Consider the following 13,972-nt stretch of genomic DNA (forward strand, 5'->3'; position numbering starts at 1 on the left):
GCGCGCCCCATCGGGGATAATTCCCCTCGCCACAAATAAATCCCCTAACCCCCAGATACCCCCTCTGACCACAGATCCGTTCACCACAGATGGATCTAAAAATCCGTATCAGAGCTGATCCCGAGCAATCCCACTGCGAATGCGCAAGATATCCGCCAGTACCGCCAACGCGATTTCCGCCGGCGTCTTGCTGCCCAGGTTTAGACCGATCGGCGCATGAATCCGCGCCAACTCGCCCTCCCCCAGCCCGCCAATCCGACGCAAACGCTCGAAGCGTTTCTGCGAAGTCTGCAGCGAGCCCATCACGCCAATGTAGAACGCTTCGGTCCGCACCGCCTCCATCATCGCCAGATCGTCGATGCGCGGATCATGGGTCAACGCCACGACCGCGGTATCGCGATGGCAGCCTCCATCGGCGATGAACACCGAAGGCAGTTGCCGCCGAATCTCCACGCCATTAAGCACCACACCTTCGAGCACTTCATCGCGCGGATCGCAGAGGATCACTTCGAAACCGAGGCCGACCGCAAACTCGGCGCAGGCCTGGGCCACGCTGGAATATCCGGCGAGTAACAGACGCTGCGCCGCACCGATGCGGATCCGCACCCGATCAATCTCCCGCTCGATACGCGCACCCTGCTCGCGATCAGCGAACAGACTGCGCGCACCGCTGGCCAGATCGACCTCGCGAATCAATCGACGCTGACCGAGCAGTGCCGACTCCAATTCGCGCAGATGCGCCTGCACCTCGCAGTCGGCGTCAAATTTCTCTACCAGCACATCGAGAATGCCACCGCAGGGCAGGCTGACCCGCGAGCGCGGATCGTCACCTTCGCCGTAACGCACAACGTTGACCGCATCGAGAAACGCACCTTCGGCGACGCGTTCGAGAAAATCTTCCTCGACGCAACCGCCGGACAGCGACCCGATCCACTGTCCACCATCATTCACCGCCAGCAGTGAACCCGGCGCACGCGGTGCCGAGCCGTAGGTGGTCAGCACGGTGCAAAGCCAGATGCGCTGCCCCGCCACCGACCACTCCAGCGCACGTCGCACCACTTGCAGATCGAGATGCTGCATGTCAGTGCGCCTTGTGCTCGATGGTCGGGGCGTCGGCTTGCAGCTTCTGCACGTCGCTCACTGCCAGCTCGGCGGATTGACCGCCCCAACCTTGGCGCAGGTAGTTCAGCAGATCGGTCAACTGCTCAGGACTGAGCTTGTCGGCAAAACCCGGCATCGGTTGCATGTGCTCGAAACCGGAGAACTTCTGTTCGCCGATACCATCTTCGATCACGCGCAACAAGTTCCGTGGATCTTCCAGACGCAGCGTGGTGTTGCCGCGCATGGCCACCGCGATATGCGGTTTGCCCTCGCCACCGACCGCGTGACATCCGGCGCAGACGTTCAAGTAATCCTGACGGCCACGCTGGGCGCTCGCGCTGAGTTTGTCCACTGGCACTTCGACCAGCGCTTTGGCTGCCGGCGGCTGATCACCGAGCAGGAACGTGGCCATCGCCGCCAGATCGGTATCGGTCAGGCCCTGAGTGCTGTTGTGGAACACCGGGAACATCTCGTTGAACATCGTGCCCTGCGCACTCATGCCGTGCTTGAGGAATGTGCTCAGATCCTGATGATTCCAGCCGCGAGCGGCCAGATCGGTGGCCAACAGGCTCGGTGCCAGATAACCGTTGAGGATGCCGCCGGTCATGCGCTTGTCCATCTGCATCGCGCCCGGCAGGCCGCGTGGCGTATGGCATTCGCCGCAGTGGCCAAGAACGTCGACCATGTATTGGCCGCGCTTCCACGCTTCGCTTTTGCCTTCGCCCGAATCCAGCTTCACATCTTTGCCGTACATCATGTTCCAGCCCATCAGGCCCAGACGCACGTTGAACGGAAAGCTCAGGCTGGTGACCGGTGCCGCACGCTCGATCGGTGCAACAGTTTTCAGATACGCATGGATCGCGTCCGAATCTTCCCGCGGCACCAGGTGATAGGAGGTGTACGGCATCGCTGGATACAGATTCGCACCGTCGCGGCGCTTGCCTGCGGTCAATGCAGCGAAGAACTCGTCATCGTTGTACAAACCGATGCCGTGCTCTTTGCTCGGCGTTATGTTGGTGCCGTAGATCGTGCCGAACGGCGAGACGATCGGCAGACCACCCGCATACGGCGCACCACCCGGCGCTGTGTGGCAGGCCACGCAGTCGGCAGCGCGGGCGAGATACTCGCCGCGCTTGACCTGATCATCAGCGTGCGCCAACAACAGCGGCGCAGCCAGCCCGACCGTCAGGGTCAGGCGGGTCAATAAAAGCTTCATGCTTAACCCTCCTTGACCAGGCCGAGATCGGTCAGCACGTTGCGGGTAGCGTTGTAGTAACGCACGTACCCGGTGCAACGACAGATGTGATGGCCGAGGCTGTCCTCGATGACTTGTTCCAGTTGGCTTTTGACGATCGGCTGGCGTTGCAGCTTTTCCACCAGCACGGTCGCGGCATTGACGAAGCCCGGTGCGCAGTAGCTGCACTGGAAGGCGAACTCATCGACGAAACGCTGCTGGATCGGATTCAGCTCAGTGACCTGACCATCTTCGTCACGCTTGGCGTGGCTTTCAATGGTGCGGACTTTCTTGCCTTCGAAGTAATGCGCGCCGGTGATGCAGGTGCGCACTTCTTCGCTGGTGCCGTCCGGGTTGTCGACGATCACGACGCAGGCGTGGCAGATACCCTGACCGCAGCCCAGGCGCGAGCCGGTGAGATTCTTGTATTCGTGCAGGTAGTCGATCATCGGCAGGTCATCAGGGATGTCCACCGGGCCGACGGATTGACCATTGAGGGTCAGTTGAAGCGGACGGTTAGCCATTGAGGGCCTCCTTGATGCGCGCAGCAGTGATTGGCAGATCGCGAACACGTTTACCGATGGCGTGCGCCACGGCGTTACCGATGGCACCGACTACCGGGATCATCACCACTTCGGCGATGCCTTTGGACGGATCGCTTGGCGACAGCGGCGGCAGAATTTCCGCCGTCTGTTTCCACACCGCAACGTGACGCGCCATCGGCAGACGGTAACGGTTGAAGTTCCAGTCACCCTCCCCCGGCCCGCCTTCGTACAGCGGCATTTCTTCCATCAGTGCGTGGCCGATGCCCATGGCGATACCGCCCTCAAGTTGGCCCTTGACGAGTTCTTCGACCAACACACGCCCGCACTCGACCCACGAATGGTGATTGAGCACTTCGACTTCCAGCGAACCTTTATTGACCTTCAACTCGACCAGCGTGGCGACCGGGCTGTAGTAAGTCACGGCAGCATTGTTCAGTTGGGTGACCGGATAGTTGATGTTCTGGCGATCCAGCAGGTGGAAACCGGCGGTACTCATCAACGCTTGCTTGGCCTTCGGTGCGCCGTCGCCATACTTCACCGCCAGACCGTCCAGCGGCAGACGCTCTTTCACGCCGTCGATGCTGTACTCAGCCTCGGCCCAGCTCCAGCGGTTGAAACCGTGGACTGTCGCTGCTGTGACCAAACCACGCTCGTGCGCGCGCTTGGCCAGCTCTTCGAAGCTCAGCGGCTGCATGCCGTTAGCGGTCAGTTTGCCATCGACCCAATGCGCGTCTTCACGTCGCACCACGTAAGGGTTGGCCTGGCCGCCATAAGGGCCCTGACGCCAGATCTCCAGCGCCGCCGGCCACAGACCGTGATTGAACAACACACGCGCCGCTTCACGGGTGGCGTGGCTGAAGTAGTAAGCGGAGTTGGTCGCGGACGACGCCGAGGCCAATTTGCCCACCCAGCGCGGGTTGCGCAGCAGGTTGTCTTGCTCGGCCTGGCTCATGATGTAAGGGTTGCCGCTGGTGATCAGCTGCATTTCCTTCCATTCGGTTTCGCCAGTCTTCACTTCGTGCGCCGGGCTACCGAGGAAATCGGCAACGACCAAAGCTTGCGAAGTGGACATGCCGGTGCCGATTTCGATGCCGATGTGGCGCAGGGTAATGCGACCGTCGGCAGTGAATTCGATGCTGGCCATCGGCGCTTCGGAACCGGTGCCGAAGTCTTTCTGGCAGATGGCAAAACCAACGCCATACCAGTTATCCGGATCTGCCGCTTCGCGCTGCTTTTTGATCGCGTCGCGGTTTTTCCAGACTTCGTGCACCGAGGCCTTGTCGAGAATCTCGTGCAATCGCAGCGCGCCGGCCGGGATCGCACCCTGGGTGTTTTTCATGCCGGAACGCAGAGCGTTCTTGCGACGCAGATCGATCGCGTCGACGCCCAGGCGATTGGCGATTTCGTCGACCATCATTTCGGTCGCCGCCATGCTTTGCAGGGTGCCGTAGCCGCGCATCGAACCCGCCTCAACACCGCGCGAGTGATAGGCGGTGACTTGCAGGTCATTCTGCGGCATGTAGTAGATCGACTGTGCTGCCGTGGCACCCACTGCGGCTACCGACGGGCTGTAGTTGATCCGGCCGCCACCGTCGACGCTCATTTCGGAGCGAAAAATCTTGAAGCTGTAATCGTTCTTGTCCACGGCCAATTGGTAGCGAATGTCGAACGGGTGACGCTTGATGCCACTCTGGAACTGCTCGTAGCGGTCGTTGGCCAGACGCACAGGCACACCGGCGCCGTACAGCGCAGCGAGGGCCGCGTAGTAAACGAAGATGTTGTGGTCTTTTGAGCCGTAACCCACGGTGTAACCCGGGTGCATGTTCAGATTGGCCAGGCCAAAGCGCGACGGCGCGATCATTTTCGCGGTATCGGTCGCCGTTTCCAGCGGGCACTGGGTCGCCACGACAAAGTGCAGGGTTTTGGTCTTCGGGTCATACCAGCCGTTGCCGTTGTCCGGCTCCATGGCGGCCGGCTCGATCGACGGAGTCTTGTAGCGCTCATCGAACACCAGCCAGTTGTCCGGCGGCGTGTCGATCTCTTTCTTCATGCGATCGGCGTAGAACAATCCGCGCTCGGTCAGGTTGCCATGCAGGTTCGGCGATGCATTCCACACCGGGCGACGGTTTTTCAGCATCGGGAACAGGATCGAATCCTTGAGGCTGGCGAATTCGTCTTCATCAGCTGAGGTCGGGCCGCCGACGCGCACATAACGGAAGCTGCCGTAGGGGTCACGCTCGTAGAACGGCACTTGAGCACCGTAACGAATCGCCTTGTCATTGAATTTGAGCTGGTTCTTGGCCTGACGGAAACGCTCGAAATCGTTCCAGATCAGGATTGCCACCGGGTGCCCAATGAACATCGGCACTTTGCCTTCCGGCAACAGCGGATCCGGAGCGTGCTCTTCCGGAAAGACGATGCCGTCCTTGTCCAGGTCAGCAGCGGTAACGATGCGATCCGGCTGCAAGTCTGCGCCAAGCCACGACAGGTCGTAGCCGGCATAGATGCGATCAGCCTTGATGGTTTTCAGCAGCATGGCGTGGCCTTGCTGTTCAGGCCAGCCCGGCATGTCCTTGGAACGGATGTCACGGGCGAACACTTTACTGCCGCAGACCTTGGACAGTGCATCGTTACGCTGACGCGCCTTACCGTTGTTGCCGAGCCACTTCTCGGACGGCACGGTGACGCTGTTTTCCATCAAGGCAGCCAGCGCCTGACTGCTGAGCGGCGTGAGCGTGACGCTCACCCCCGCTACCAGCCCGCCCTGAAGAAATGAGCGCCGGGATATTTCACGGTTGGACATGGATCATCCTCTGGGCGGTTATTTGTCCGCCCTTCTGGTTATCTACTGGGAATCTCGAGTCTTGCAGAAGCTCTTTCTGGCGAAGCAAAGAGCTGTGTTGACAGTGCAAAGCTGACCGAAAGGTTAACTTTAAAGGTTTCTTGGCTCGCAGCAAACAACCAGTTACATAATTCTGACTAAAGAATCAAAAAATCAATGCGACGTGGCACCGCAGCAAGCCGATAGAAAACTCTGCGCGCAAGATCTTTGCGAATACAAAACTCTGTAGGAGCTGTCGAGTGAAACGAGGCTGCGATCTTTTGATCTGGTTTTTTAATAATCAAAATCAAAAGATCGCAGCGTGCCGCAGCTCCTACAGGGATATCGTGCAGGGACGTAAATAGGAGAGAGGAAAGAGGAAGGTCAAATTTCAGACACAAAAAACCCCGGTCTTTCGACCAGGGTCTTTGCTATCGATTCCGAATCAACCAATGGTTGCTTTCGGTGCTTCAAGGCGTTCAGTGGGCCTTGAGGCAGATATGGCGCAGCGGACGGGACTCGAACCCGCGACCCCCGGCGTGACAGGCCGGTATTCTAACCGACTGAACTACCGCTGCGTATCGCTTTGAGCTTGCGCTCAAGTAACTCGTTTTGATTGAAAGCTTCGGTGCTTTTCAATCACGACCCAGACAGTGTCTGACTCGTTAAATATGGCGCAGCGGACGGGACTCGAACCCGCGACCCCCGGCGTGACAGGCCGGTATTCTAACCGACTGAACTACCGCTGCGCGTCGGTGCAGGCACTTTCAGCCTACCCTCTTGCTTTCGCAAGTTACCCGGAAGTGGTGGGTGATGACGGGATCGAACCGCCGACATTCTGCTTGTAAGGCAGACGCTCTCCCAGCTGAGCTAATCACCCGTTTGCATCTCCGAGGCCGCGAAATTTACGCAGGTAGCGAACCTAAGTCAATAGCAGGATTGAAGTTTTTCTGAAAAAGACAAAATCGAGTCATTCCTGAAGAAGCCATCAACCGCAAGACCGCTATCGCGAGCAGGCTCACTCCCACAGAGATGGCAGCTTCGCACCCTACTCGCTGTAGATCATCTTCTTGGTCATGCCGCCGTCAACGACGAATTCCTGCCCGGTGACGAACCCGGCATTCCTCGACAGCAGCCACGCAACCATCGCCGCGACATCCTCAACCGTGCCTACCCTGCCCGCCGGATGCTGAGCGTGATCGGTATCGGCCAACGGCTCGGCACGGCGTGCAAACGGGTCCCGCGCATCAATCCAACCCGGGCTGACGGCGTTGACCCGAATCTCCGGCCCGAGGCTGATGGCCAGCGCGTGAGTGAGGGCCAACAAACCGCCCTTGCTCGCCGCATACGCCTCGGTATCAGGTTCGGACTGTCCGGCACGGGTCGACGCCAGATTGACGATCGAGCCATTGTGCGCTCGCAGATACGGCGCGCAATGCTTGGCCAGTAGCATCGGCCCGCTGAGATTCACTGCCAGCACCCGATTCCAGTAGGCCAGATCAAGGCTTTCCAGGGTGATGTTGTGGGGATCAGCCACCGCCGCGTTGCACACCAGCGCATCGAGACGCCCAAACTGCCCCAGTACTTCAGCCACGCCCAGTGCCACCTGACCTTCATCCGCAACGTCCATGGCGATGAACCAGGCGTGTTCGCCCAGCACCTTCGCCACTTTCGAACCGCGCGCACGATCGAGATCGGTCAGGACCACTTGCCAGCCCTCGCTGATCAGCCACGCGGCGATGCCCAGACCAATGCCGCGCGCGGCGCCCGTGACCAGTGCAACGCGGCCATGGGTACCCGCTTTCGCAGTGGACAACTCGATCACAGCGCCGCCAGACCGCGCGCCAGATCGGCCTGCAGATCAGCCACGTCTTCCAGACCGACCGCAACGCGAATCAGACTGTCACGAATACCCGCCGCTTCACGCTCCTGCGGCGCCAGACGGCCGTGGGACGTGGTGCTCGGGTGGGTGATGGTGGTTTTGCTATCGCCGAGGTTGGCGGTGATCGAAATCAACCGGGTGGCATCGATAAAGCGCCACGCGCCCTCTTTGCCGCCCCTGACCTCAAAACTCACCACCGCACCAAAGCCCTTCTGCTGACGCTGGGCAAGCTCATGCTGCGGATGGCTCTTGAGACCGGCGTAATGCACCTTCTCGATACCGTCCTGTTGCTCCAGCCATTCGGCGAGTTGCTGGGCGTTGGCGCAGTGCGCCTTCATCCGCAGGTTCAGGGTTTCCAGACCTTTGAGGAAGATCCACGCGTTGAACGGGCTCAACGTTGGCCCGGCGGTACGCAAGAAACCGACGACTTCCTTCATCTGCTCGCTACGACCGGCAACCACGCCGCCCATGCAACGACCCTGGCCGTCGATGAACTTGGTCGCCGAGTGCACGACGATGTCCGCACCGAGCTTCAGCGGCTGCTGCAACGCAGGCGTGCAGAAGCAGTTGTCGACCACCAACATTGCGCCTTTGGCGTGGGCGATTTCAGCCAGCGCAGTGATATCGACCAGCTCAGCCAGCGGATTGGATGGCGACTCGACGAACAGCAGTTTGGTGTTCGGCTTGATTGCCGCATCCCACGCCGGCAACTCTGCCAGCGGCACATAGTCGACTTCGATGCCGAAACGCTTGAAGTACTTTTCGAACAGGCTGATGGTCGAGCCAAACACGCTACGCGAGACCAGCACGTGATCGCCAGCACTGCACAGGCTCATCACCACCGCCATGATCGCGGCCATACCGGTCGCCGTCGCAACAGCTTGCTCGGCGCTTTCCAGCGCAGCAATGCGCTCTTCGAACGCACGAACCGTCGGGTTGGTGTAACGCGAGTAAACGTTGCCCGGCACTTCGCCGGCAAACCGTGCTGCTGCGTCGGCAGCAGTGCGGAACACGTAGCTTGAGGTGAAGAACATCGGATCACCGTGTTCGCCTTCCGGCGTACGGTGCTGACCGGCACGTACGGCCAGGGTATCGAACGCTACGCCTTCGAGGTCGCTATCCAAACGACCGGCATCCCATTCCTGACTCATGCTGTCACTCCTTGCCTGTTCTCGATAAATAAAAAGTCTTTTGCCAGATACAAAACCGGCCCCTCAGGGCCGGTAGAAACTCAGTTGTTATACAGATCGATGATCGCACTGACCGCCTGGGTCTTGACCTTCGAGAGATCATTGCGAGCCTGTTCGATCTTGTCCAGGTACGCCTCATCGACGTCACCGGTGACGTACTTGCCGTCGAACACTGCGCAATCGAAGTTTTCGATCTTGATCTTGCCGCCGCCGACCGCTTCGATCAAGTCAGGCAAGTCCTGATAGATCAGCCAGTCAGCACCGATCAGATCAGCCACGTCCTGAGTCGAACGGTTGTGGGCGATCAGTTCATGGGCGCTTGGCATGTCGATGCCGTAGACGTTAGGGAAGCGCACCGCAGGAGCGGCCGAGCAGAAGTAGACGTTTTTCGCGCCGGCTTCACGGGCCATCTGGATGATCTGCTTGCAGGTGGTGCCGCGCACGATCGAGTCATCGACCAGCATCACGTTCTTGCCGCGGAATTCCAGCTCGATGGCGTTGAGCTTCTGGCGTACCGATTTCTTGCGGGCAGCCTGGCCCGGCATGATGAAGGTGCGGCCGATGTAACGGTTCTTGACGAAACCTTCGCGGAATTTCACGCCCAAGTGATTAGCCAGCTCCAGCGCAGCGGTGCGACTGGTGTCCGGAATCGGGATGACCACGTCGATGTCGTGCTCTGGACGCTCGCGCAGGATCTTCTCGGCGAGCTTCTCACCCATGCGCAGGCGAGCCTTGTACACCGAAACACCGTCGATGATCGAATCCGGACGCGCCAGGTAGACGTGTTCGAAGATGCACGGGGTCAGGGACGGGTTGGTCGCGCACTGACGGGTGTGCAGCTTGCCCTCTTCAGTGATGTAGACCGCTTCGCCCGGTGCCAGGTCGCGAATCAGGGTGAAACCGAGCACGTCCAGGGAAACACTTTCCGAGGCGATCATGTACTCGACGCCTTCGTCGGTGTGACGCTGGCCGAACACGATCGGGCGGATGCCGTGCGGGTCACGGAAACCGACGATGCCGTAACCGGTCACCATGGCCACTACCGCGTAACCGCCGACGCAACGGTTGTGCACGTCGGTCACGGCAGCAAACACGTCTTCTTCGGTCGGTTGCAGCTTGCCGCGCTGGGCCAGCTCGTGGGCGAACACGTTGAGCAGCACTTCCGAGTCGGAACTGGTGTTGACGTGACGCAGATCGGATTCGTAAATCTCTTTGGCCAACTGTTCAACGTTGGTCAGGTTACCGTTGTGCGCCAGCGTAATGCCGTAAGGCGAGTTGACGTAGAACGGCTGGGCTTCGGCCGAAGTCGAGCTGCCCGCGGTTGGATAACGGACGTGGCCGATACCCATATGGCCGACCAGGCGCTGCATGTGACGCTGATGGAACACGTCACGCACCAGGCCATTGTCCTTGCGCAAGAACAACCGGCCATCATGGCTGGTCACGATACCGGCAGCGTCCTGGCCGCGGTGCTGGAGCACGGTTAGCGCGTCATACAGCGCCTGATTGACGTTCGACTTACCGACGATACCGACGATGCCACACATGCGACGCAACCCCTACTTAATGGATCTGAACTGAACAACACTCACTGCGGCGTTTTGGCCGACGGCAAGAGCTGCTCCTTGAACGGAATTTCAGCGGGTACGCTGATTCCGCTGGCAAGCCACTGACTGCTCCACCCGAGAATCAGGTTTTTGGACCAGTCGGCGACCAATAGAAATTTTGGCACGAGCTGAGATTCTTTCCACCACCCGTCCTGCTGTACCGGCCCCAGGCTCAACAGCCCGACTGCGACGACCACCAGCAGCACGCCACGCGCCGCGCCGAAGGCCATTCCCAGGAAGCGGTCGGTCCCGGACAACCCGGTGACGCGAACCAACTCGCCGATAAGATAATTGATCATTGCGCCCACGATCAGCGTGGCGACAAACATGATGGCACAGCCCGCGATCACGCGAGCCGATGGGGTTTCGATGTATCCGGCGAGGTACTCGGACAATGAACCACCGAACATCCAGGCGACGACTCCTGCGATGATCCAGGTCACCAGCGATAATGCTTCTTTGACGAAGCCGCGGCTCAAACTGATCAATGCGGAGATGGCGATGATTGCAACGATCGCCCAGTCAACCCAGGTAAATGGCACAGTGCAGCCTACAGACGGATAAGGCGGCGCATTTTAGCAGAGCGCATGGCTGTCGGTAAGCTGCGATTTTCAGTGCATTTCAATCGAATCGATAGATCCTAGCCACGCTCGGGCTGGAAGCGCACGACAAAACCCTTGAGGTTCTGCTGACGGCTCAAAAGATCACGCAGACGATCGGCTTCGGCGCGCTCGATCAGCGGACCGACGAACACCCGATTCTTGCCATCGGCTGAACGGATGTAAGCGTTGTAGCCCTGGCTGCGCAGCGTTTTCTGCAGACTCTCGGCGCTGGCGCGGCTCGACAGGCTGGCCAGTTGCACCGACCAGCTGACCGACAGACCATTGGCGTCGACGCGGCTCTGAGTGGTATCAGGCTTGGTTGTCGCTGAAGCGATCGGCTGGGCAGGCGCAGGAATCGGCTTGGACACCGGCGGCGGCGCGGCAGGCTTGGCGATCTGGGCCGGCACAACAGGTGCCGGGGCGATCGGCGCAGAAGGCGCGACTTGCTCGGCGATTTCGTCATCGCTTGGCACGGGCTCTTGCGGCAAGGCTTGCGGCTCGGGAACGGCGACCGGTTCCAACTGCACCTGCGGCACGGCAGGCGCATGCGGAGCAGCCGGGGCCTCTACGGTCACCTGACGCTGTTCGTCCTGACGGGAAAACAGCATTGGCAGGAAAATCACCGCCAGCGCCACCAGCACCAGGGCACCGACCATGCGCTGTTTGTACGCTTTATCCAGCAAAGCCATTTGCCGCTTCCTCCGTGGAGCGCCGGGCCAACCATTCAAGGGCCTCGGCGACACAATAAAATGATCCGAACAACAGAATCTCATCGTCGCTGGTTGCGACTGCGCACTGCCCTTCAAGTGCGGCGGCAACACTGTCGTAAGACGTGACCGACGCGCCAAGGTTCTGCAATGCCGCGTGTAATTCTGCAACCGGACGTGCGCGCGGCGAATCCAAGGGCGCCACGGCCCAGTGCTCGACACTAGCATTCAATTCGCCGATAACACCATCCAGATCCTTGTCCGCCAGCAGACCGAACACCGCCAGACGCTTGCCGACCGGAGGCCGCGAGGCCAGACGTCGAGCCAGATACTCCGCCGCGTGCGGGTTATGACCAACATCCAGCAACAGATTCAGGCGCTTGCCATTCCATTCGAACGAACGGCGATCCAGACGCCCGACAACTCGCGTCGCCCGCAAGGCCGCCACAATCTGCTGTGCATTCCACGGCAAACCGAGCAGCAGATACGCCTGCAACGCCAGCGCGGCGTTTTCCATCGGCAGATCGAGCAGCGGCAAATCATGCAGCTCGACAACCCGGCCCTGCGCATCGGTACCGCGCCACTGCCAGTTCTGATCAGTGATGCCGAGATCGAAATCGCGCCCACGCAGGAAGAACGGGCACGCCAGCTCACGCGCCTTGTCGAGCAACGGTTGCGGAGGATTCAAATCGCCACACAGTGCAGGCTTGCCCTGACGGAAGATGCCGGCCTTCTCGAAGGCTACGGATTCGCGGGTATCACCCAGATAATCGGCGTGATCGACACCAATGCTGGTAACCAGCGCGATATCGGCATCCACCACGTTGACCGTGTCCAGACGCCCGCCCAGACCGACTTCCAGCACCACAGCGTCGAGCCCTGACTGTTGAAACAGCCAAAACGCCGCCAAGGTGCCCATTTCGAAGTAAGTCAGGGAGGTTTCGCCACGCCCGGCCTCGACCGCAGCGAAGGCTTCGCACAGCTGTGCGTCAGTGGCTTCGACGCCATTGAGCTGCACCCGCTCGTTGTAACGCAGCAGGTGCGGAGAATTATAGACACCAACGCTCAGGCCCTGCGCCCGCAGCAATGAAGCCACGAAAGCGCACGTCGAACCCTTGCCGTTGGTGCCGGTGACCGTGATCACCCGAGGCGCCGGCTGGCCCAGCCCCATGCGGGACGCTACCTGTTGCGAACGCTCCAGACCCATGTCGATGGCCGACGGATGCAACTGCTCAAGGTAGGCGAGCCACTCGCCAAGGGTGCGCTCGGTCATATGTTGGCAGGCACCGGCGGAACGACGATCGGCTCGATTGGCGCAGCAACGAATGTCGGCGTTGGCTTACCCGTCATTTGTGCCAGCAGGTTACCCAGACGCGGACGCAGCTCCTGACGATGAATGATCATGTCGATCGCACCGTGCTCCAGCAGGAATTCGCTACGCTGGAAGCCTTCCGGCAGTTTCTCGCGCACGGTTTGCTCGATAACGCGCGGACCGGCGAAGCCGATCAGGGCTTTAGGTTCGCCAACAATCACGTCGCCGAGCATTGCCAGACTGGCGGAAACACCACCGTAAACCGGATCGGTCAGCACCGAGATGAACGGAATGCCTTCTTCGCGCAGACGCGCCAGCACGGCCGAGGTCTTGGCCATCTGCATCAGCGAGATCAGGGCTTCCTGCATGCGCGCACCACCGGAAGCGGCGAAGCAGATCATCGGGCAGCGGTTTTCCAGCGCGTAGTTGGCAGCGCGTACGAAACGCTCACCGACGATGGCGCCCATGGAACCGCCCATGAAGCTGAATTCAAACGCCGAAACCACTACCGGCATGCCCAGCAGGGTGCCGCTGACGGAAATCAACGCGTCTTTTTCGCCGGTCTGCTTCTGTGCAGCGGTCAGGCGATCCTTGTACTTCTTGCCGTCACGGAATTTCAGACGGTCAACCGGCTCCAGATCGGCGCCCAGTTCGTTGCGACCTTCGGCATCGAGGAAGATGTCGATGCGCGCACGTGCGCCGATGCGCATGTGGTGGTTGCACTTTGGGCAAACGTCCAGGGTCTTTTCCAGCTCCGGACGATACAGCACAGCCTCACAGGACGGGCATTTGTGCCACAGACCTTCAGGCACCGAGCTCTTCTTGACCTCCGAACGCATGATCGAAGGGATCAGTTTGTCTACTAACCAGTTGCTCATGCTTTCTTTCTCCAGTACCGGCGGCTCGAACGCTCTGGTTCGCAGCCCCGCGTATGCCCTTCAGCTAAATTCATGTGTGGCGATGATCAAGGA

General features: G+C 60.1%; 11 protein-coding genes and 3 tRNA genes. All 14 read right to left on the minus strand.

Annotation, left to right across the window (positions count from 1 at the left end; translation table 11 throughout):
• Window positions 1-108: 108 nt before the first annotated feature.
• The 14 genes from ICA15_RS01655 to accD all read right to left on the minus strand — a co-directional run bounded on the left by ICA15_RS01655 (window position 109) and on the right by accD (window position 13,879).
• A complete protein-coding gene (locus ICA15_RS01655; RefSeq protein WP_210555601.1) occupies window positions 109-1,080 on the minus strand; it encodes an XdhC family protein in 972 nt (323 codons plus the stop codon).
• Window position 1,081: 1 nt separating this feature from the next.
• Window positions 1,082-2,317 carry a c-type cytochrome gene (locus ICA15_RS01660; RefSeq protein WP_210555600.1) on the minus strand — a complete coding sequence of 412 codons (1,236 nt, stop codon included), beginning with the start codon at window positions 2,315-2,317 and terminating at the stop codon, window positions 1,082-1,084.
• Window positions 2,318-2,319: 2 nt separating this feature from the next.
• Entirely contained in the window at window positions 2,320-2,859 is a 540-nt protein-coding gene (locus ICA15_RS01665; RefSeq protein WP_042558620.1) for a (2Fe-2S)-binding protein, read from the minus strand.
• The gene (locus ICA15_RS01670) at window positions 2,852-5,683 is read right to left on the minus strand and encodes a xanthine dehydrogenase family protein molybdopterin-binding subunit (RefSeq protein ID WP_150616656.1); all 2,832 of its coding nucleotides are present in this window, start codon (window positions 5,681-5,683) and stop codon (window positions 2,852-2,854) included. Before ICA15_RS01670 ends, ICA15_RS01665 begins: the two co-directional genes overlap by 8 nt.
• Before the next feature lie 519 nt (window positions 5,684-6,202).
• A tRNA-Asp gene (locus ICA15_RS01675) sits at window positions 6,203-6,279 on the minus strand.
• 94 nt (window positions 6,280-6,373) lie between these two features.
• Window positions 6,374-6,450: transfer RNA gene (locus tag ICA15_RS01680), tRNA-Asp, on the minus strand.
• A 55-nt stretch (window positions 6,451-6,505) separates the two neighbouring features.
• Window positions 6,506-6,581: transfer RNA gene (locus ICA15_RS01685), tRNA-Val, on the minus strand.
• A 168-nt stretch (window positions 6,582-6,749) separates the two neighbouring features.
• Window positions 6,750-7,526 carry an SDR family oxidoreductase gene (locus ICA15_RS01690; RefSeq protein ID WP_150616657.1) on the minus strand — a complete coding sequence of 259 codons (777 nt, stop codon included), beginning with the start codon at window positions 7,524-7,526 and terminating at the stop codon, window positions 6,750-6,752.
• Complete coding sequence (locus ICA15_RS01695; protein WP_210555599.1) at window positions 7,523-8,734, minus strand: O-succinylhomoserine sulfhydrylase; 1,212 nt, start codon at window positions 8,732-8,734, stop codon at window positions 7,523-7,525. The genes ICA15_RS01690 and ICA15_RS01695 overlap by 4 nt, the downstream gene beginning before the upstream one ends.
• A gap of 80 nt (window positions 8,735-8,814) precedes the next feature.
• Window positions 8,815-10,320, minus strand: coding sequence for an amidophosphoribosyltransferase (purF, locus tag ICA15_RS01700; protein ID WP_150616659.1), 1,506 nt, complete (start codon window positions 10,318-10,320; stop codon window positions 8,815-8,817).
• Window positions 10,321-10,361: 41 nt separating this feature from the next.
• Window positions 10,362-10,922 carry a CvpA family protein gene (locus ICA15_RS01705; protein WP_042558615.1) on the minus strand — a complete coding sequence of 187 codons (561 nt, stop codon included), beginning with the start codon at window positions 10,920-10,922 and terminating at the stop codon, window positions 10,362-10,364.
• Between the two features lie 98 nt (window positions 10,923-11,020).
• A complete protein-coding gene (locus tag ICA15_RS01710; protein WP_150616660.1) occupies window positions 11,021-11,671 on the minus strand; it encodes an SPOR domain-containing protein in 651 nt (216 codons plus the stop codon).
• Entirely contained in the window at window positions 11,655-12,962 is a 1,308-nt protein-coding gene (gene folC, locus ICA15_RS01715; RefSeq protein WP_210555598.1) for a bifunctional tetrahydrofolate synthase/dihydrofolate synthase, read from the minus strand. Before folC ends, ICA15_RS01710 begins: the two co-directional genes overlap by 17 nt.
• On the minus strand, window positions 12,959-13,879 hold the full coding sequence (gene accD, locus ICA15_RS01720; protein ID WP_042558612.1) for an acetyl-CoA carboxylase, carboxyltransferase subunit beta: 921 nt from the start codon (window positions 13,877-13,879) through the stop codon (window positions 12,959-12,961). The genes folC and accD overlap by 4 nt, the downstream gene beginning before the upstream one ends.
• Between the last annotated feature and the right edge of the window lie 93 nt (window positions 13,880-13,972).

Origin of the sequence: Pseudomonas sp. P116, from assembly GCF_020149425.1 — a bacterium.
GTDB classification, from domain to species: Bacteria; Pseudomonadota; Gammaproteobacteria; order Pseudomonadales; family Pseudomonadaceae; genus Aquipseudomonas; species Aquipseudomonas anatoliensis.